This window comes from Curtobacterium guangdongense, from assembly GCF_049341845.1.
Taxonomy (GTDB): Bacteria; Actinomycetota; Actinomycetes; order Actinomycetales; family Microbacteriaceae; genus Curtobacterium; species Curtobacterium guangdongense.
Map to the genome: position 1 here is coordinate 332,873 of NZ_JBMPIT010000002.1, position 20,136 is coordinate 353,008.

A 20,136-nucleotide genomic window follows, 5' to 3' on the forward strand; every position below is an offset into this window, starting at 1 on the left:
CCTCCTGTCCGTCGCGGCGCGGCTCCACGGCCGCGGCCGGGCACACGAAGAAGCCCCGATCCGAAAGGACCGGGGCTTCTTGTGTCGCGTTGGTTGCGGGGGCAGGATTTGAACCTACGACCTCTGGGTTATGAGCCCAGCGAGCTACCGAACTGCTCCACCCCGCGGCACGTAGAACAGCCTACACGGCAACGGGCGGGGCACCAAATCGAGTGCCCCGCCCGTGTCGTCAGTTGCCGGAGCTGCTGCTCGCCTCGGCGTCGATCGCTGCCTGGATCGCCTCCTGCAGGCGCTTGTCGGCCTCGGCCGCGGCGACGAGGTCGTTGTCCGCGTAGGCCTGCTGGCGGTCCTGCAGTGCGGCGTTCGCGTCGTCGAGGGCCTGCTGCACGGCCGGGTTCGTCGAAGTCGATCCGCTGCCACCGGTCGACCCGGAACCCGAGCTCGACCCGGAGTCCGAGGACCCGTTGTCCGAGCCGTTGTCCGACCCGCTCGACGAACCGGAGCCGCTCGCAGCACCCTGGTCGCCCGCGGCAGCGCCGGAGTCACCGCCGAAGAGCTGGTTGAGCGCTTCGTCGAGGGTGTCCTCGAACGCGATCTTGTCGCCGAAGGCCACGAGGACCTTCTGCAGCAGCGGGTAGGAACCGCTCGACGTCGACTGCACGTACACCGGCTGGACGTAGAGGAAGCCGCCGCCCACCGGGAGCGTCAGCAGGTTGCCCTGCTTCACGGTGCTGTTCCCGCGCTTCAGGATGTTCAGCTCCTGCGACACCGTGGTGTCGGAGTTGAACAGGTTCTGCACCTGCAGCGGCCCCGGGATGTTGTCGGTCTTGGGGATCGTCAACAGCGTGAGCTTGCCGTACCCGGACGCGCGTTTGCCCTTGCCTGCGCCACCGGCGTCGGAGTCGACCGCGAGGTAGCCGGTCAGTACGTTCCGGGCGTTGGACCCGGTCTGCTGCGGGATGTACGTCGTGTACAGCGAGTAGGCCGTCCCCTGCCCGGGCACCTTCATGGTGAGGTAGTACGGGTCCTGCAGGTCCGCCCTGGTCGCCGTCGTCTGGGTCCCCAGCGCGTTCGTCGTCGTCGTGCTCGTGTCGCTGCTGGTGTCGCTGTCGCTCGACCCGGTGGTCGGGTCGGACGGGGTCGTCCAGGCGTCGTCACCCGAGTAGAACGAGTTCGCGTTGGTGACGTGGTACGTCCCGAGGATCGAGCGCTGCACCTTGAACAGGTCCGTCGGGTACCGCACGTGGTCGAGGAGCTCGGCGCTCATGCTCGATACCGGCTTCATCGACGTCGGGAAGATCTTCTGCCAGGTCTTCAGCACCGGGTCCTTGGTGTCCCACGAGTACAGGGTGACCTTGCCCGTGTACGCGTCGACCGTGGCCTTCACCGAGTTCCGGATGTAGTTGACCTGGTCGGTCCGGAAGGTCGACGACTCGGTGCCGGCGATGCTGTCGGACAGGCTCTGGCTCTGCGAGTACGGGTACGCGTCCGAGGTCGTGTAGCCGTCGACGATCCACTGCAGGCGGTGGTCGACGATCGCCGGGTAGGCGTCGCTGTCGGTCGTCAGGTACGGCGCGACCTTCTGGACGCGCTTGATCGGGTCACGGTCGTAGAGGATCTGCGAGTCCTTGTTGACCGCGTTCGACAGCAGGATCTGCTCCGACTGGAACTTCGCCGCGTAGACGAGCCGGTTGAAGAAGTTGCCGATGCTCGGCCCGCCGTTGCCCTGGTACGTGGTGGTCGCGTTGCCGCCGTTGTCGTCGGCGCTGTCCGAGCCGGACGGGTAGTCGAGCTCGACGTTCTTCGAGCCCTTCGGTGCGCCGACGATGGAGTACGGCGGCGAGGTCTCACCGAAGTACACGCGCTGCTGGTAGTCGCCCAGCGCACCGGTGGACGGGATGCCCGACTCGAGGAACACCGGCTTGCCGTCGCTCGCGCGCTGGTTGCCGTACGCCGCGGTCACACCGAACCCGTGCGTGTAGACGAACGTGCGGTTGTACTGCGTGTTCGCCGCGCTGCTCAGCCCGTCGAGGTCGATGTCGCGGACCGCGATGACGGTGTCCTCGGTCTGGCCCTTGATGTTGTACCGGTCGACGTCGAGCTCGTCCGGGAACTGGTAGTACTGCCGGGACTGCTGGAGCTGGCTGAACGTGTCCGAGACGATCTTCGGGTCGATGAGCCGGATGTTCGTCGTCGTCTGCGCGTCCTCGGCGAGGGCACCGGTGGCCGTCTCGGTCGTGGCGTCGTAGTTCGACTCCTTGACCCCGGAGACGTCGTACGCGTCACGGGTGGCGTCGATGTTCCGCTGGATGTACGCCGACTCGAACGAGCGCTCGCTCGGTGCGACCTGCAGGCGCTGCACGATCCAGGGGTAGATGCCGCCGATGACGATCGCGGACACGAGCAGCAGCCCGGTGCCGACGATCGAGATCCGCCAGCGGCCGATGATCGCCGTGACGATGAACAGGATCGCGACGATCGCCGCGATGCCCGCCATGATCTCGCGACCCGGGATCGTGGCGTTCACCTCGGTGTACTGCGCACCGGTGATGAGCGAGTTGTCCTTGGTCAGCGCCGCGTACTGGTCGAACCAGAGGCTGAGGGCCTGCAGGGCGATGTAGACGGCAGCGGTGATCGCGAGCTGCACGCGGGCGGCGCGGGAGATGCGGACCTCTCGCCCGCCGAAGCGCATCGCACCGTACAGGTAGCTGGCGGCGAGCGCGGCCAGGCCGGCGATAAGCACGACGGCGGACGAGTACGCCACGACGGAGCGCCAGAACGGCAGCTCGAAGACGTAGAAGCTGATGTCCAGCCCGAACTGCGGGTCGGTCTTGCCGAACGGCGTCCGGTTGAAGTACTCGAGGACCATGCTCCAGCGCGGGGCGGTGGCGAGCCCGGCGAAGACGCCGAGGACCGCTGGGATGCCGATCATCACGACACGGCGGAGCGGCTCGATGACCTGCTGATACCGGTCGAGCTGCGAGCCGAGCTTGGCGTAGACCGGCCGGAACCGGAACGCGATCAGGATGCTGACGTACACCGGCACGGCCATGCCGAGGAACCCGGCGACGAACATCAGCCCGCCGGCGAGCCACCTGGTGGTCAGCACGTTCTGGAAGCCCAGCTGGGCGAACCATGCGTAGTCCGTGTACAGGCTCGCGAAGATGAAGAAGGCGATCACCAGTGCTGCGAGCACGATGATCGTGACCACGATCGGGACACGCGGCGAACGCCGTCCCGCGGTGGACGAGTTGGACGAGGTTGTCGTCACGTGATTGTGCTCCAGACGTGTCGGACCGGCAGGCCCGGCGCACCGGGCCGTCAGTGCACCGATCCTATGGGACGCCACCGACAGCCAACCTGTACCCGATCTCAGGAAGGCCCCACGATCCTCCCGGCCGTGGTCAGGACCCGCAGGTCGCCAGGCCGGCCGTGCTCTTCCCGCTCGCGATGGTGTCGAGGTCGGTGACCGCCTGGTCCAGCGTCTTCACGGAGTAGACGTCGAGTCCGTCGGGGACGTGTCCGACGACCTCGTCGCAGTTGTCGGCGGGGGCGAGGAAGACGGTCGCGCCCGCGTCCTTCGCGCCGTAGAGCTTCTGGCGGATGCCGCCGATCGGACCGACCTCGCCGTCGGCGGTGATCGTGCCCGTTCCGGCGACGTGCTTGCCGCCGTTGAGCTTGCCCGGCGTGATCTCGTCGATGATCCCGAGGGCGAACATCATGCCGGCCGACGGGCCACCGACGTCCTGGAGCTTGATCGACACGTCGAACGGGAAGTCGTAGTGCTCGACCACGCCGACGCCGAGCAGCGCGGTGCCGCTTTCGTCGCGCGGGGTGACCGTCACGTCCTTCGACGCACCGTCGCGGGTGATGGTGACGGTCGCGGGGTTGGACGTCCCGTGCTTCGCCACGGCCTCCCGGAGGGTGGTCGCGTCGGCGTTCGTCGTGAGCGACGTGCCGTCGAACGCCGTGATCACGTCGCCCTTCCGGATCGTTCCGTCGGCTGCGGAGCCGTCCTGCACGGTGCCGACCTCGAGCGTCGTCGGGATCTCGAAGCCCTGCTGGATGAGCGCGGCCGCGACGGCGGACTGCTGCGAGTTCGACATGTCGGCGGCGTCCTGCTTGTTCACCTGTTCGGTCGTGGTCCCCGGGGGGTAGATCGCCGAAGCGGGGACGACGGCCTGGGACTTCGTGAACAGGGCCCGGATGACGCTCGTCCAGGCGGGGCGCTGCGTGGCCGTGCCCTCGACGCTCACCGTGAGCATGTCGAGCGCGCCGGCGGTCGGGTACGTCTGGTGCCCGTCGACCTGGATGAGCTTGACGTCCTTCGCGTCCTTGCCGGTCCCCTGCTGCTGGGTGCCGATCGTGTTGAACACCGGGCCGGGCAGTTCGATGACGTACGGGCTCGGGAGCACGCTCGCGATGATCGCCAAGACGACGGCCCCGACGACGAACGCCCACCCGACGGTCCTGGTGCGGGAGCGGCGGCGGGGGGCGGGCGCGAAGAGGGTCAACGGGGTCCTTCCGGGGTGAGGTGCGCCGCGGCTTCCGCCGGGCTGTTCGCCCTGGGCGCAGCCCGCGGAGCGATCCCACGGGTCCGTCTCAGGTCAGGCCCCACGAGCAGCGATTAGCGTAGTCGGCATGCCTGATGAACCGCAGCCGGGGCCGGACGACGACTTCCAGGAGATGCTCCGCAAGCTCCTGTCCGGGGAAGGCCAGATCGACCCGTCGCAGCTCGCCGGCGCGGCCGGTCTGCCGAACGACCCGGCCTTCGTCGCCAACCTGATGAGCCAGCTCCAGCGTGCGGCGCAGGACGGCGGGGACGGCATCGACTTCTCGGTCACGGCCGAACGCGCCACCGCGATCGCGAAGGACGGCCAGCACGGTGTGGACCCCGCGACGTCGCAGGCGAGCGACCAGGCGTTCCAGGTCGCCGCGCTGTGGCTCGACGAGGTGACGACCGTGGCGGAGCTGACCGCGACCCCGAGTCTCTACACCCGTGAGCAGTGGGCGAAGGCGACCGCACCGGTGTGGACGCAGATCGCCGAGCCCGTCGCGGACAGCATCGCGACCGCACTCACCGAGGCCATCGACCAGCGCGCCCCGGAGGAGCTCAAGGCCATGCTCGGCGACGTGTCGAAGGCCATGCGCGGCGTCGGCGGCGCACTGTTCGCGATCCAGCTCGGCCAGGTCGTCGGGCAGCTCTCGAAGGAGGTCGTGTCCGGCGGCGACGTCGGCGTGCCCCTGCTGGACGAGCAGGTCGCGGCGCTCCTCCCCCAGAACGTGGCCGAGTTCGCCGAGGGCCTCGACGTGCCGGAGGACGAGGTCCGCATCTACCTCGCCGTCCGCGAGCTCGCACACGCCAGGCTCTTCCGCTCCGCCCGGTGGCTCCGGCTGCACATCATCTCCTCGATCACCGAGTACGCCCGCGGCATCCACATCCCGTTCGACCGCGTCGAGGAACTCGCAGCGGACATCGACCCGACCGACCAGGAACAGCTCCGCGACGCCCTGGCGTCCGGTGCGCTGATCCCGCCGCGCACCCCGGAGCAGGACGCGGCGCTGGCACGCCTGGAGACGATGCTCGCGCTCGTCGAGGGCTGGGTGGACACGGTCACCGCGGCCGCGACGGCACGCCTCCCGCGGTCCGGCGCGATCGCGGAGACGGTCCGCCGTCGCCGCGCAGCCGGCGGGCCGGCCGAGTCCGCGTTCGCCACGCTCGTCGGCCTGGAGCTTCGTCCCCGTCGTCTCCGAGAGGCAGCGGCCATGTGGCAGCGGGTGACGGACGAGCTCGGGGCCGAGCAGCGGGACGCGCTCTGGGCGGCGTTCGACCTGGTCCCCGTATCCGACGACATCGACTTCCCCGACGCACTCGTCGCCCGGCTCCGCAACCCCGGGCAGAGCGCCGAGGACGACGAGTTCGACCGGGCGCTCGAGGACCTGCTCAACGACACGACCGGCGACCGTCCGCACGAGGACGAGTCGGGCGGGATCGAGTCGGGCGAGGACTCGGGTGACGACGCAGCGGGTGACGGCGAGGCGGGCGGGCCGAAGGGTCCGTCGGGTTCTCCACAGATCTGACGGCGGCCCCCACCGGTCGCGGCACGTCCGGCACGGTGGGGTCATGGGCATCCGCATCGATCCGACCCTCGAGTTCGTCTGGCGCGACCCGACGACCGTCCAGCTCGGCGTCGATCCGCCACGCGCCGTCGTCGGCGTCCCCACCACGGCGGAGGAACGGTTCCTCTGCACCCTCCGCCGCGAGACCGGGCGAGACGCCCTGTCCGGCGTCGCCGCGAGCGTCGGGTGCCGACCGGAGGTCGCCGCGCGGGTGCTCGGCGCGGCATCACCCGCCGTGATCGACATGCTCCCTGAACCGCTCGCACGGGTGGAGGTGCACGGCAGCGCCGACCTCGCCCGGATCGTCGACGACTTCCTCACGGGTGACGGAGTGACCGTCGTCCGGACCACCGCGCCGCGCGGGGGTCCGGTCGTGCTGCCCGATCCCGAGCCGTCGATGGCCGTCGTCGTCGCGGAACACGTCGTCGACCCGGCACTGCGGTCGGCGTGGACCCGCCGTGGCACGCCGCACGTCCCCGTCGTCGTCGGTGACGGCCGCATCCGGATCGGACCGCTCGTGGTGCCCGGTGTCGGACCGTGCCTGCAGTGCATCGAGTACGCACACGTCGACGCCGACCCCGCGTGGCCGGCGATCGCGGCGCAGGTCTGGGGTCGCCCTGCCGCACCGCTCTCGCCCTACCGTGCCGGTGCGGTCGCGGCAGCGGTCACCCGCATGGTCCTCGAGCAACTCCCGGGGACGACGGTGCGCCCCGACGACGAGCAACTCGTCTTCGAGCGCGACGACCTGTCGGTCAGCCGGCGCCAGGTGCGGCCGCATCCCCGCTGCGCGTGTCGAGCGCTGCCAGGAACCGGCTCGGCGCCCGCGCACCGCCTCGGGTGGACCCCTGTCGTGACCACGTGACGGTCACGGTACGGCGGGCACGGGTCAGTCCGACGTAGAAGAGCCGGCGTTCCTCGTCCACCTCGTCGTCGGTCGTCGCGTGCGAGATCGGCAGCAGCCCCTCGGCGACGCCGGCGATCACCACGTTCGGCCACTCGAGGCCCTTCGAGGAGTGCAGGGTCGCGAGCGTGACGGCGTCGAGTTCCGGCTCGTGGTGGGTCGCCGCGCGGTCGACCAGGTCCTGGGTGAACTGCTGCATGGTCGTGCCGGCCGGGGCGTCCTCGGCGAGGCCCATGATCGCCTGCAGCGCCTCCCACTGTTCACGGACGGCACCGGTGCCTTCCGGTGCCGTGGGCGTCCACCCGCTGACCTGCAGGACGAGCCCGACCCGGCGAGTGAGCTCGTCGTCGGTCTGCCGGATGGCCTCGCCGCGCATGTGGTGTACCGCGAGCTTGACCTCGGGACGGTCGAAGAACCGCGTTCCGCCCTGCACCCGGTACGGGATCCCCGCGCGGCCGAGCGCGGCCTCGAGTGCCGCCGACTGTGCGCCGACGCGGAACAGCACGGCGCAGTCGCCGTACGCCGCGCCACCCGCGACCAGGTCGGTGATCCGCCTGGCGATGGTCTGTGCCTCGTCGCCGTCGTGCACGCACGGGACGACCACGGGGTCCGGGCCGGGTTCCGTGCTCTGCGCGACGAGGTCGAGGGCACCCGGCTGGCCGCGCATCAGCGCGTTCGCGGCGTGCACGACCTCGCGGGTGGACCGGTAGTTCCGCTCGAGCCGCAGCACCGATCCCCGGGGGAACTCCGACCCGAACCCGAGCAGGTAGCGACTCGACGCCCCGGCGAACGAGTAGATCGTCTGGCTGGCGTCGCCGACGACGCAGAGGTCCTGGCGGTCGCCGAGCCAGGCCGTGAGCAGGTCGTGCTGCACCGGCGAGACGTCCTGGTACTCGTCGACCACGAAGAACCGGTACTGCTGCCGGACGTAGCTCGCCACCCGGGGCTCCGTCTCGACCATGCCGAGCGTCGCGAGCAGGACGTCCTCGAAGTCGAGCTGCCGACGGTCGTCCTTCAGCCGTTCGTACGCGCGCATCAGGTCGATCACCCGCGCGGGGCTCGTCTCGCGCGGCATGACCCGGTCGGCGGCGGCCGCCTCGTACTCGTCGAGGGTGAGCCGCTGCACCTTCCGCCACTCGACCTCGGCGGCGAGGTCGCGGAGCACGGGCTTGTCGACGCTCATCCCCACCGTGTCCGCGGCGTGCGCGATCATCCGTGCCTTCGACTCCACGATCCGTGGGGCGTGCCCGCCGACGGTGTCCGGCCAGAAGTAGCTGAGCTGCGACATCGCCGCCGCGTGGAACGTGCGGGCCTGCACAGCGCCGGCGCCGAGCGCGCGCAACCGGGAACGGAGTTCACCCGCGGCCCGCGTCGTGAAGGTCAGCGCGAGGACGTGGGCGGGCGAGTACGTACCGGTCGCGACCCCGTAGGCGATGCGGTGCGTGATCGCCCGGGTCTTGCCGGTACCAGCACCGGCGAGGACGGCGACGGGGCCGAGCAGCGTCGTCGCGACGGTGCGCTGTTCGGCGTCGAGCGCGGCGAGCAGCGACTCCGGAGACGACGGAGACGGGGATGGACCAGGGTTCACGGCAGGTCCAGCGGGCCGCCGTACCACTCCTCGATGATCGCCCGCGCGATCGACGTCTTGCCCGGGAGCAGGAGCGTGTCCCCGGCGCGCTCCCGGATCTCGTCGCGCGAGAACCACCGGACGTCGAGGATCTCGACCCCGTCCGGCCGCGCGGTCGAGGGGTCGCCGTCGACCGCCTTCGCCCGGAACCCGACCATCAACGACGCGGGGAACGGCCACGGCTGCGACCCGAGGTACTCCGGCTCCTCGACCCGCACGCCCGATTCCTCCCAGACCTCGCGGCGGACGGCGTCCTCGAGCGACTCCCCCGGCTCGACGAACCCGGCGAGCAGCGAGTAGCGGTCCTGGTCCCACGCGGCGTTCGAGCCGAGCAGGATGCGGTCCTCGCCGTCGGTGACACCGACGATGATCGCGGCGTCGGTGCGCGGGAAGTGCTCGTGTCCCTCGGGGTCGCGGCGCACCCAACCGCCGGTCACCACCTCGGTGGCCGAGCCGGTCCGGGGCGAGAACCCGTGGACCGCGTGCCAGTTCGCCATCGCGACGGCCTCGACCGCGAGGCCCTGGTCGCGCGGCGAGAGCTCGGTGCCGAACATCCGCAGGCTCTCCCACGCGTCGGAGTCCGGTTCGATCCGTCGGGCGGCGTCGTCGTCGACCAGCGCGGCCGCGAAGCGCGTGCCGGACGGGGCGTCGTCCGCGTCGCGCGCCGACCGCCCCAGGTAGACCACCGGCGCGTCGGCGGGCACGTCGGACGCGCCCACGAAGCGCAGCGAGCCGGACGGCAGGCGCAGCATCGCACCGCCGTGGACCGGCAGGAATCGCGTCTGCTGGTCGTCCCGGAGGGACCGCTCGAGGTCGTCGGTGGTCCGGAACTCCGCGTCGCGGTCGAGTTCGTTGCGGGAGAGCGGAAGCCGGGCGGCGAACTCCACGGTCACGTGGGACTCCTCAGATCGGTGTCGTGTCGGGACCGGGTCAGCGTGGCGAACCTCGTTCGCGGCGCATGCGGACCTACCCTGAGAGGCATGGCGGGATCCCAGTTCACTCTAGCGGCGTTGGCGACGACGGCCGTTCCCGGACTCGTGGTCACGGGCACGCGCACCCTCGGTTCCATCGCGTCCGGGGACTACGAGTCGGCGGTCCTCCGGGACGCCGACGGGGGCGAGTCGGCCATCCGGCGGCCCCGCAACCAGCGCGCGGAAGCACGGCAGTCGGCCGACCTCCTCGCGATCCGGGCGCTGAGCGCCGGGATCAGGTCGCGCCTCCCGTTCGCCGTCCCCGAGTACCGGGGTCAGGCGCCCATCGGGTCGACGCGTGCCATCGTGACCACCTACGTCCCCGGAGCGCACCCTGCGCTCCGCACGCTCGCGGAGCGGCCGGAGCTGGCCACCAGCGTCGGCCGGTCCATCGCGGCCGTGCACGTCCTGCCGACGAGCTTCGTGACGGACGCCGGTCTGCCGTCCCTCACCCCGTTCGAGATCCTCCGTTCCGCGGTGTCCGTGATGGACCGCGCGGTGGCGACCAAGCTGGTCCCGGCCGCACTGCAGGAGCGGTGGGAGGGCGCAGCCCGCGACCAGCAGCTCTGGCAGTTCACCCCCACCGTCGTGCACGGTGGATTCGGAGTCGACGCGCTCCTCGTCGAGGGCGACGCCGTCTCCGGTGTCCTCGGCTGGGGCGAGCTCCGGCTCGGCGACCCGGCGAAGGACCTGGCGTGGGTGCTCGCCGGACGGCGCGAGGCGTTCGACACGGTGCTCAGCGCGTACGAGGCGAACGGCGGCGGCCGCGACCGGCAGCTCGCCCAACGCGCCAGGGTCTACCACGAGCTCGAAACAGCGCAGTGGCTGCTCCACGGTGTGCAGGCGAAGAGCACCGAGGTCGTCGACGACGCGGTCGCGATGATGCACCGGCTGGTCGACGCGGTGCACGCGCCGACGTCCACACCGCTGCAGTCGGTCTCGCCCGAGACGATGGAGATCGGCGAGGTCGAGCAGCTCCTGTCGTCGACCGAGCGTCGACACGGCTGACGTCGACCGCGTCAGCCCGGATCGGCTCGGCTCGGGTCGGCCGGGAGGCTCGGGGCGGCTCCGCCCCGCCCGTCGCGTCAGCCGACGGCCGCGGTCCAGGCGCGTTCGAGTCCGGCACGGTCGAGCAGTTCCGCAGGCCGGACCTCGAGGTCGTCGGCCACGAAGTAGAACACCGCGTCGATCTCGTCCACCGGTCGCCCGGTGAACTCCGCGTACGCCACGCGGTACAGCGCGAGCTGCAGTTGTCGTCGTTCGAGGTCGGTCTTGCCCGCCGGGGCCTTCCCGGTCTTCCAGTCGACGACCTCGATCCTGCCGTCGATCTCGTAGACGGCGTCGAGCTTGCAGACCACGCTGTGCCCGAGGAACGGGATGTGGATCTCGCGCTCCACCTCGACCGGGGTGAGTCCGGCCCACCGTGAACGGGCGAAGGTCTCCTGGAACTCCCCCAGCCGTCGGGCGTCGTCGTCGCTGACCGCGGCGTCGGCCGGTGCGGACTCGTCGAGGTCGATGTCGAGTTCGTCGTCCCAGGCGTCGAGCGTCTCGAGCGCACCGCCCGCGTGCCCACGCTGTTCGACCCACTGGTGGAAGAGCGTGCCGAGACGGGTCGCACGGTACGGCCGCTCGGGCATCGGTCGGCGCAACCGCTCGGCCACCGCGTCCGGTTCGGTGAGGTAGTCCTTGAACCCCGACGCCGGCACCCGGTGCGGCACCACCACGCGGTGCTTGCCGGAGCGGCTCGCGCGACGTTCCGCGAGGAGCAGGTCGATGTCCGCGGCGAAACGCCCGGCGGCACCGGGGTTCGCGTTCCGGACCCGATCCGCCGCCGCCTGGACCCGGACGGCGCGTGCACCGAGGGGCACATGCGGCCAGGACTGGGTCGCGCCGGCGTCGCCCAGGGGGTTCTCGTCGTGCACGGTCGTCTCGGGGATCGCGTTGCCGTCGACCACACCCGCCTCGACGAGGTCCCCGAGGTACCGGCTGGGCTGCATCGGCTTCACGCCGCCGGCCCAGAACGAGCCGGACACCAAGAGTTCGTGCCGCGACCGGGTCAGCGCCACGTACGTCAGGCGACGCTCTTCGTCCTCGTTGCGCGACTTCACCTCGTCCTTGAACGCGTCGATCGCGACCGTGACGTCCTTCTGCGAGTCGTGCCCACGCCATGCCAGGCGCGGCAGTTCGTCGGCGTCGCCCCGGAACTCGTACGGCAGCCGCCCGAAGCCGATCCAGCCGGACGAGCCCTCCTGCGGGCGGGCCGGCAGTGCTCCCTCGACCAGCCGAGGCACCGCGACGGCGTCCCACTCGAGCCCCTTCGAACCGTGGATCGTCAGGATCTGCACGGTGCCCGACTCGGGTTCCTCGGACCGCGGTCCCATGTCGTCACGACGGGCAGCCGCGTCGATCCAGCCGAGGAACGCCCCGAGATCGGCACGGTCATCGGTGGCGACGAAGCCGGACAGCTCGTCCACGAAGGCGTCGAGGAACGCGCCGCTCCCCTGTTCGTGCGCGGCGACCTCGATGTCCAGGTGCATCTCCTGCACGACGAGTGTGACGAAGTCGACGAGGTCCCCTCCTGCGCGAGACCGGAGCATCGCGAGCTGCTGTCCGAGCCGACGCATGCGTGCACGCCCGGCTTCGGTGATGCCGTCGAGCGCACCGTGGTCGTCCGGCGCGACGGCGACGAAGTCGAGTGCGTCGACGACCGAGCCGTGCTCGCCGACCGCGACCGACGCCCGGAACGCCGCGGTGACGTCGTCGTCGAGGCGCTGCTGGGTGTGGTCCCGCTTGAACAGCCACTGCGCCACGCCGTGCAGCGCTGCGATGTCCGCAGCACCCACCCGCCACCGGGCACCGGCGAGCAGCCGGATGAGGTCGTTGCCGGCGGCCGGGTCGTGCAGCACGCGCAGGCACGCGACGAGGTCGACGATCTCCGGACGCTGCAACAGGCCCCCGGTGCCGAGCACGTGGTACGGCACACCCCGGTGCCCGAGCGCCGCGGTGAAGGCGGCGAGGTCCTTGCGGGCCCGGAGCAGCAGCGCCATCGACCCGGTGGGGTTGCGACGCCGGTGGTCCTCGAACCACGCCGCGACGGCGTCGGCCTCTTCCGGCAGGGTCTCGGTGAAGACGGCACGGACGTCGCCGGAGTCCGCGCCGGGACGCGGGGAGAGCCGCTCGACGTCGACGTCGGACGCCTCGGACAGCGGGGAGACCACGGCGTTCGCCCCGGCGAGCACGTCCACCGGGTTCCGCCAGCTCGTCGACAGCGCGAACGTCCGCGGCGCGAGGACACCGGTGCCGCCGAAGTCGCGCGGGAACCTGGCGAGGTTCGCCGCACTCGCGCCGCGGAACCCGTAGATCGACTGGTGCGGGTCCCCGACCGCCATGACGGCGTGCTCCCGGAACAGCCTGGCGAGGAAGCGGGTCTGCACGACGGAGGTGTCCTGGTACTCGTCGAGCAGCACCACTCGGAACCGCTGGCGCAGGTCCGTGACGACGCGCGGTGCGGCCTCGGCTGCGGCGAGCGCCAACGCGATCTGGTCCGAGAACTCGACGAACCCGCGGTCGACCTTCTGTCGGCGGAACTCCTCGACCAGGTCGGCGAGCGGCTCGAGTGCGCCGATCGACGCGACCGCGGCGGTGATCGCGGCGTACGGCTTGCCCCGGTTCCCGGGGAGTTCGAGGAGTTCCGAGAACTCGATCGCGAACCGACGCAGCTGCTCGGGTTCGACGAGGTGCTCGGACGCGGCGCCGGCGAGCGCCACCACGGCGGCGGTGATCGTGTCGACGTTCCGGTCGAGGCCGGCGAGCCGGTCGTCCCGCGCGGCGACGACGACCCGTCGTGCGAGCTGCCACGCGGACGGCTCGGTGAGGACCTGGGACTCCCCGTCGCGGCCGACCAGCAGGGCGTTCTCGCGGAAGACGCTGTTCGCGAAGGCGTTGTACGTGGACACGGTCGGCGCTTCGAAGGCGTCACCGGGGGTGATCAGCCCCGCGGCCTCCAGCGCGGCGATCCGGTCGTTGATGCGGATCGACAACTCGCCGGCCGCCTTGCGCGTGAACGTCAGCCCGAGGACCTCGTCCGGCCGCACGTGTCCGTTCGCCAGCAGCCAGACGACGCGGGACGCCATCGTCTCGGTCTTGCCGCTGCCGGCTCCGGCGACGACGAGGGCGGGGGCGAGCGGCGACTCGATGACGGCACGCTGTTGTTCGGTCGGACGTGGTCGCTGGAGCGCGTCGGCGATGGCATCGGCGCCGTGGCGGATCGTCGTGGCGGGCGCCCCGGTCGCATCGGTCGTCGTACCGGTCGTGTCGGTCGTGTCGGTCGTGCTCACCAGGTCACCTCTCCCACCACGTGGATCCGGCACTCGACCCCGGTGCGCGCCTTCTCGCAGTGGTCGTCCACGTTCGCGACGAACGTCCGACCGGCCATGCCGCGGGCCACCGCGTGCAGGCGCTCCCGGTACGCGGCGCGGTCGTCCGCGTCGAAGGCGTGCTGCGTGCGCTCCGAGTAGGCGTGCCCGCCCTTCGGGTTCTGCACGAAGACGAGTCGAGCATCGGCCATCGGCGACCCGGCAGGCACGCCGTCGACGGCGCCGTCCTCCACCGCGAGCTGGTACGCCCCGAGCTGCGGGTGCTCCGGCATGTCGTTCTTCTCGCTCGGCATGCTCCTGCCGGTCTTCAGGTCGACGACGCTCACGGTGCCGTCCGGGTCGATCTCGATCCGGTCGATGCTGCCGCGGACCCGAGCCGGCCCGGTGACGAGCGCGAACGAGGTCTCGGCGCCGAGCAGCTGTCGCCCGGCGGACGCGAAGGTGCGCAGGTAGTCACTCAGCCCCTCGATCATGCGGCGGGTCCTGGCACGCTCGCGGTCGGCGATCCACGGCGACTCGAAGGTGAGCTCGCCCCAGCGAGCGTCCACCCGCTGCCAGAGGGACTCCACGTCGATCTCCGTGGCGTGCTCCATCGCTTCGTGGACGATGGTGCCGATGCCCATCGCCGGGCTCGGTGCACCGCCGCCGAAGGTCTGCACGAACCAGTGCACGGGGCACTCCTCGAAGGTGCCGATCCTGGACGGGGACACGCCGACGGTTGGCGGAGCGAGTTCACCGCTGACGGGGTCCGGTTGCGGGTCGGCGTCGAGGTCGACGAGCGGGTCGTCGGTCGTGACCTCCGCCGTGCCGTACCAGTCGTCCGGCGAGGCGCCGGGGACGTCTTCCGCCGCGAGGCGCGCCAACGCGGAAGCCGCCTCGTGGTCGCCGGTGGAGACCACCCGGCGACGGAGCGACCCTGCGAGGCCGCGGAGGGACAGCGGGTGCACGGTGGGTTGCCGGTCGGGCGGCACGGGGACCAGCCGGACGAACGGCGACGGCGCTTCGTCGTCGTTGGCGACCGTCCCGATGACGACCTGGGTGGTCGCGCGGGACACCGCCCGGGCGAACAACCGGAGTTCGTCCCCGATCACGGCCGCACGGTCGTCGACGGCGGCGTGGTCGATCCCGGCGGCGGACCGGACCAGGCCGTCCGGGTCGAGCAGGCTGCCGCGCACCCGGGTGTTCGGCCACACGCCGTCCTGCAGTCCGAGGACCACGACGACGTCGGTCTCGAGCCCGATCGTCGCCGACGGGGTCAGCACGCGCACCCGGCCGGCCGTGCGGTCCGGGCCGATGCTGTCCTCGGCCAGGTCGGCGCCGAGCACGTCGTCGACGAACACCCGGGCGGGAGCGTCCGGCGTCCGTTCGACGAACCGCTTGGCGGCGGTGAACAGCCCGACCACGGCGTCCAGGTGCCGATCCGCCTCGGCCGCGCCGACGCCACCGGCGAGGGACTGCCCGCCCCAGATCCCGGCGAGACCACTGCGCTCCCAGAGCCCCCAGAGGATCTCCTCGATGCTGGCGCCGGCGTCGGCGTCCGCTCGGGCCTGCACCAGACTGCGCGCGAGTCGGGTCGCGCGTCGGGCGAAGGCGGCGTCGACCGTAGCGAGTCGTTCAGGAGCCCCCAACGCGTCGACGAGCAGCTCGTCGGCCGTCCGGGAGCCACCACCAGCGAGCTCTTCACGTCGCAGCGCGAGCCGGAGCCGACGCATCGCGAGGGTGTCGAGCCCACCGAGCGGTCCGGTCGCGAACGCGGTGGCGAGGGTGGCGTCGAGCGACAGCACACCGAGCGACACCCCGGCGGCGTCGAGGAGGGACCGCGCGGCCGTGTCGTCCCGCGGGCGCGTCGGGGCGGCGCCGGCGGTCGCCGGGACCTCTGCAACGGAGAGCGCGCGGACGAGCTCGGGGATCGCCGCACCGCTCCGCGTGACCACGACCATGCGGTGCCACGGGACGCCGTCGAGCAGGTGGTGTTCGCGCAACCGCCTGGCGATCGCGACGACGAGCGCCGACCGGCTGCCGGCCTCGAGGTGGAGCACGGAGTCGGCGCGGGCATCCGTGTCGGCGGCGACGGCCGTGCGCTGGCGCCCCGCGGCGGCGGCACCGACGCGCCCGGAGATGCCCGAGACGAGCGCACGGATCGGCGCGGGGTGACGGTGCACGGTGCCGAGGACGATCTCCTGGACGCGGTCGACCCCGAGCCGAGGTGCGAGCCGCCCGAGGACGTCCGGCTCGGCGCCGCGGAACGCCGATGCCGCGATGTCCGGATCCCCGAACGCGACGATCTGCACTCCGGAGCGTGCCAGTGCCCCGAGCAGGGCGATCTCGCCCTCGACGAGTTCCTGGGTGTCGTCGACCACCAGCAGCCGGAGCGCCGCGACGGCCGGTGGGAGCTCCCCGCGGAGCACCGCAGCGGTGGCGAACGCGACGAGTTCGGCCGCGTCGAGACTCGTCGCACGGAACGCGGTGACCGCCGCGCGGTACTCGTCGACGAGGTCCCCGACCGCACGCCACTCCGGGCGGCCGTGGTCGTCACCGAGCTCGCGCATGTCGTCGGGCTCGACACCGGCGGCGACCGCGCGCATCATCACGTCACGGAGCGCCGTGCGGAACCCCGCGCGCTCGCGGACCACCGCCGTGATGGGATCGGGCCACGCCGGCCCGGTGCCGTCGGTCTCGTGGCCGGCGAGCAGGTCACCGAGGATGCGGTCCTGCTCACCACCGGTCAGCAACGTCGGCGCCGGCTGCCCCTGGACCGCGGCGGCGTGCGCGACGACCTGGAAGGCGAGGGAGTTCACGGTCCGTGCGAGCGCACCGGGTGTGACGCGTTCGACGGTGACGGCGAGGTGGTCGCGGAGCGCGGTCGCCGCGGTGCGCGAGGACGTCAGGGCGAGCACGGTGGCGTGACCGTCGGCACTGATCGCGTCCGGACGCCGCAGCCGGGCAGCGACGAGCCGCGCGAGCGTCGAGGTCTTGCCGGTGCCCGGTGCGCCGATCACCGCGGCGTGCAGGTCGTCCGGCAGGGCGAGGACCGCCGCCTGTGCCGGGTCCGCCACGAGCGCGCGCGACACCTGCTCGGGAGCGGGTGCTGGTGTCAGCGTGGTCTGCGGCACGCTCGTACGGTACCGACCGCGACCGACATCGCCCCGTCCCCACCCCGTGCGCCCGCGGCGAACGCACCGGACCGGCGCGGACCCCTCGGATATGGTGAGCACGTGGACATCAAGATCGGCATCATCAACAGCCCGCGCGAGATCGCCTTCGAGACGAAGCAGACCGCTGAGGAGATCGAGAAGGCCGTCGCGGACGCGCTGTCCTCCGACGCGACGCACCTGACGCTGCAGGACGACAAGGGCCGCAAGTTCATCGTCCCCGCCGTCGCCCTGGCCTACGTCGAGTTCGGTGCCGAAGAGGCCCGACGCATCGGCTTCGTCGCCTGAGCTGACGCGTGGAGCTCCTCTTCGCCGTCCTCGGCGGCATCATCTGCGGCGCGATCGCGCACGTGATCCTGCCGTGGCACTCGACGCGCGGGCAGCTGCTCGGCCCCGCGGTCGGCGGCATCACGGCCGCCGTCCTGTGGGAAGTGCTCACCTGGGCCGGCTGGCGCTACGACGCCACCTGGATCTGGGTCGTCGCGCTCGTCGGTGCCGGCGTCGTCGCCCTCCTCGTGGAGTGGCTGCTCGGCCGCAGCCGGACGACCAAGGACACCGCCTTCTACGAGCAGGTCAAGGCGCGCGGCGCCTGAAACCGCCGGCGGGAACGAAGCGACCGCCCACCGGACAGGAGGCTCGTGGCGACGCCGCCACGAGCCTCCTGTCCGTCGTCAGGCCGTCAGGCCGAGCGCGTCCATCCGCCTGGTGTGCGCCGCGATCAGCTCGGTCCACACCGGCTCGAGCCGCGACTGGTCCTCCCTGGCGTGCGACGCGAGCGCGGACCGCGCGACCAGGAGCGTGTCGCCCACGAGCCGTCGTCCCCACATCGCGAGCCGCGATGACACCTGCGGCTCCTCGTCGATCCGCGCACTGAGCTCCTCGACCACGGCGGGCTCTTCCCGTGCGTCGAACACCGAGCCGAGCCGCTGCCGGACGTCACCGGGGAGCGAGCGCAGCAGGTTCGCGAACAGGTCGTTGAGGATCCCGGCGGTGACGTAGCCGGTGAGCATCGACTCGTACCAGTCGGCACCGCTCGTCCGCTCCAGGAACACGTCGATCGCAGCGCGGTGCGGCGCCATCAGCTCGGCCGGGTCCTCGCCGAGGCGTTCGATCTCGGCCACGATCGACCGGTGCCGCTCGAGCGCGGTCGTCGCCAGCACACCGGTCACCAGGCGGCCGGACAGCGTGGGGGCGCCGGCCCCTGCACGGCCCATCGTCTCGTACAGCGAGAGCTGGAGGTACGCGGCCTGCCCGAGGTACACGGGGAGTTCCGGGCTGACGTCGTCGAGCTGCAGACGCTCCGTCTGGGCGGCGTTCTTCGGGTTCCGCGACGCGAGCCACTGTGCCGCGAGCTGCGCCGCGCGCTTCCGGTTCCACCACGACACCACGCGACCAGCATAGGGGCCGCGACGGCGCGCACCTCGCACCCCGGTAGACTGGCTCGGACTCCCCGATAGGACAGGGTGACCTTCTTGACTTTCTCAGACCTCAACATCGACCAGGACATCGTCGATGCGCTGGCCGGCAAGGGCATCATCGAGCCCTTCCCGATCCAGGAACAGACCATCCCGCTCGGCCTCACCGGCCAGGACATCATCGGCCAGGCGAAGACGGGTACCGGCAAGACCCTCGGCTTCGGCCTGCCGCTCATCCAGCGCCTCGGCGCCGACCCCGCGCACGGCGTCAAGGCGCTCGTCGTCGTCCCGACCCGCGAACTCGCGGTGCAGGTGACCGAGGACCTCGAACTCGCGTCGTCGAACCGCCCGACCACGATCGTCTCGATCTACGGCGGCAAGGCGTACGAGGGCCAGGTCGAGCAGCTCAAGGCCGGCGCGCAGATCGTGGTGGGCACCCCCGGGCGCCTCATCGACCTGCACCGTCAGCGCCTGCTCGACCTCTCCCACGTGCAAGAGGTCGTGCTCGACGAGGCCGACCGCATGCTCGACCTCGGGTTCCTCTCGGACATCGAGCGGATCTTCCAGGCCGTGCCCGACGTGCGCCACACGATGCTGTTCTCGGCCACGATGCCGGCGCCGATCGTCGCGCTCGCCCGCCGGTTCATGACGCGTCCGGTGCACATCCGCGCGACGGACCCGGACGAGGGCCTCATGCAGGCCAACATCAAGCACGTCATCTACCGCGCGCACTCGCTCGACAAGGACGAGGTCATCGCCCGCATCCTGCAGGCGAACGGCCGCGGCAAGACCGTGATCTTCACCCGCACCAAGCGTGCGGCGGCGAAGCTGGTCGAGGAACTGAAGGACCGCGGGTTCAACGCCGCAGCGGTGCACGGCGACCTCAACCAGGAACAGCGCGAGCGTGCGATGGCCGCCTTCAAGGCCGGCAAGCGCGACGTGCTCATCGCCACCGACGTCGCGGCCCGCGGCATCGACGTGGACGACGTCACGCACGTGATCAACCACACCATCCCGGACGACCCGGACACCTACCTGCACCGCGCCGGCCGCACCGGTCGCGCGGGCAAGACCGGCATCGCGGTCACGTTCGTGGACTGGGACGACCTGCACAAGTGGACGCTCATCGACAAGGCCCTCGAGTTCGGCATCCCCGAGCCCGTCGAGACCTACTCGTCGTCGCCGCACCTGTTCGAGGACCTCGACATCCCGCAGGGCACGAAGGGCCGGCTCCCCGGTTCGTCGTCGCACGCCGCCACGGCAGGCACCGCGGAGCGCACGGGGTCACGGCCGCCGCGTCGTTCCGGTGAGTCCTCCGAATCGAGCGAGTCGCGTCCGCGTCGCCGCACCCGGACAGGAGGCTCGGATCGCCCGGCAGCGTCGGCTGCGGAGTCCGCCCCCTCGGCCGAGAGCACGGGTCCGGACGCCGCCGAGGGCGACGGTTCGGCACCCAAGCGCCGTCGGCGTCGCCGTCGTCGCGGAGCCGGCACGGGTGGCGAGGCGACCGCCTCGGCACCGCAGCCGGCGTCGGACGGCGAGTAGCGCCTCCAGTTCGAAGGGCCCGTCGCTGACGC

The 20,136-nt window shown here is 71.6% G+C and carries 13 protein-coding genes and 1 tRNA gene; 6 read left to right on the plus strand and 8 right to left on the minus strand.

The features are described from left to right. Nucleotides 1-90: 90 nt before the first annotated feature. The 3 genes from ACO0E1_RS04000 to ACO0E1_RS04010 all read right to left on the minus strand — a co-directional run bounded on the left by ACO0E1_RS04000 (nt 91) and on the right by ACO0E1_RS04010 (nt 4,514). Nucleotides 91-167 (minus strand) — tRNA-Met (locus tag ACO0E1_RS04000). Between the two features lie 62 nt (nt 168-229). Next, entirely contained in the window at nt 230-3,271 is a 3,042-nt protein-coding gene (locus tag ACO0E1_RS04005) for a UPF0182 family membrane protein (protein WP_422873004.1), read from the minus strand. 133 nt (nt 3,272-3,404) lie between these two features. After that, nucleotides 3,405-4,514 carry a YlbL family protein gene (locus tag ACO0E1_RS04010; protein WP_422873005.1) on the minus strand — a complete coding sequence of 370 codons (1,110 nt, stop codon included), beginning with the start codon at nt 4,512-4,514 and terminating at the stop codon, nt 3,405-3,407. A 127-nt stretch (nt 4,515-4,641) separates the two neighbouring features. Here ACO0E1_RS04010 and ACO0E1_RS04015 point away from each other — a divergent pair, with 127 nt between their 5' ends. Continuing rightward, entirely contained in the window at nt 4,642-6,081 is a 1,440-nt protein-coding gene (locus ACO0E1_RS04015; protein ID WP_422873006.1) for a zinc-dependent metalloprotease, read from the plus strand. Between the two features lie 43 nt (nt 6,082-6,124). Beyond that, complete coding sequence (locus ACO0E1_RS04020; protein ID WP_422873007.1) at nt 6,125-6,982, plus strand: TOMM precursor leader peptide-binding protein; 858 nt, start codon at nt 6,125-6,127, stop codon at nt 6,980-6,982. Here ACO0E1_RS04020 and ACO0E1_RS04025 read toward each other — a convergent pair. Then, a complete protein-coding gene (locus ACO0E1_RS04025) occupies nt 6,873-8,609 on the minus strand; it encodes an ATP-dependent helicase (protein ID WP_422873008.1) in 1,737 nt (578 codons plus the stop codon). The genes ACO0E1_RS04020 and ACO0E1_RS04025 overlap by 110 nt on opposite strands. Next, entirely contained in the window at nt 8,606-9,541 is a 936-nt protein-coding gene (gene nudC / locus ACO0E1_RS04030) for an NAD(+) diphosphatase (RefSeq protein WP_422873009.1), read from the minus strand. The genes ACO0E1_RS04025 and nudC overlap by 4 nt, the downstream gene beginning before the upstream one ends. A gap of 87 nt (nt 9,542-9,628) precedes the next feature. Here nudC and ACO0E1_RS04035 point away from each other — a divergent pair, with 87 nt between their 5' ends. Beyond that, nucleotides 9,629-10,627: a phosphotransferase gene (locus ACO0E1_RS04035; RefSeq protein WP_422873010.1), complete on the plus strand. Its 999-nt coding sequence runs from the start codon at nt 9,629-9,631 to the stop codon at nt 10,625-10,627. A gap of 77 nt (nt 10,628-10,704) precedes the next feature. On the opposite strand, the gene ACO0E1_RS04040 is transcribed toward ACO0E1_RS04035, so the two are convergent. Beyond that, on the minus strand, nt 10,705-13,887 hold the full coding sequence (locus tag ACO0E1_RS04040) for an ATP-dependent DNA helicase (protein ID WP_422873119.1): 3,183 nt from the start codon (nt 13,885-13,887) through the stop codon (nt 10,705-10,707). A gap of 65 nt (nt 13,888-13,952) precedes the next feature. After that, the gene (locus ACO0E1_RS04045) at nt 13,953-17,108 is read right to left on the minus strand and encodes a PD-(D/E)XK nuclease family protein (protein ID WP_422873011.1); all 3,156 of its coding nucleotides are present in this window, start codon (nt 17,106-17,108) and stop codon (nt 13,953-13,955) included. Nucleotides 17,109-17,210: 102 nt separating this feature from the next. Between ACO0E1_RS04045 and ACO0E1_RS04050 the strand changes: the two genes are divergently transcribed. Together ACO0E1_RS04050 and ACO0E1_RS04055 are read left to right on the plus strand one after the other, a co-directional pair. Next, complete coding sequence (locus tag ACO0E1_RS04050; RefSeq protein WP_281267220.1) at nt 17,211-17,435, plus strand: DUF3107 domain-containing protein; 225 nt, start codon at nt 17,211-17,213, stop codon at nt 17,433-17,435. Nucleotides 17,436-17,443: 8 nt separating this feature from the next. Next, on the plus strand, nt 17,444-17,740 hold the full coding sequence (locus tag ACO0E1_RS04055) for a hypothetical protein (RefSeq protein WP_422873012.1): 297 nt from the start codon (nt 17,444-17,446) through the stop codon (nt 17,738-17,740). 78 nt (nt 17,741-17,818) lie between these two features. Here the strand turns inward: ACO0E1_RS04055 and ACO0E1_RS04060 are convergent, their stop codons facing one another. Then, a complete protein-coding gene (locus ACO0E1_RS04060; RefSeq protein WP_422873013.1) occupies nt 17,819-18,535 on the minus strand; it encodes a ferritin-like fold-containing protein in 717 nt (238 codons plus the stop codon). Between the two features lie 84 nt (nt 18,536-18,619). Between ACO0E1_RS04060 and ACO0E1_RS04065 the strand changes: the two genes are divergently transcribed. After that, a complete protein-coding gene (locus ACO0E1_RS04065; RefSeq protein ID WP_422873014.1) occupies nt 18,620-20,104 on the plus strand; it encodes a DEAD/DEAH box helicase in 1,485 nt (494 codons plus the stop codon). Nucleotides 20,105-20,136: the final 32 nt, after the last annotated feature.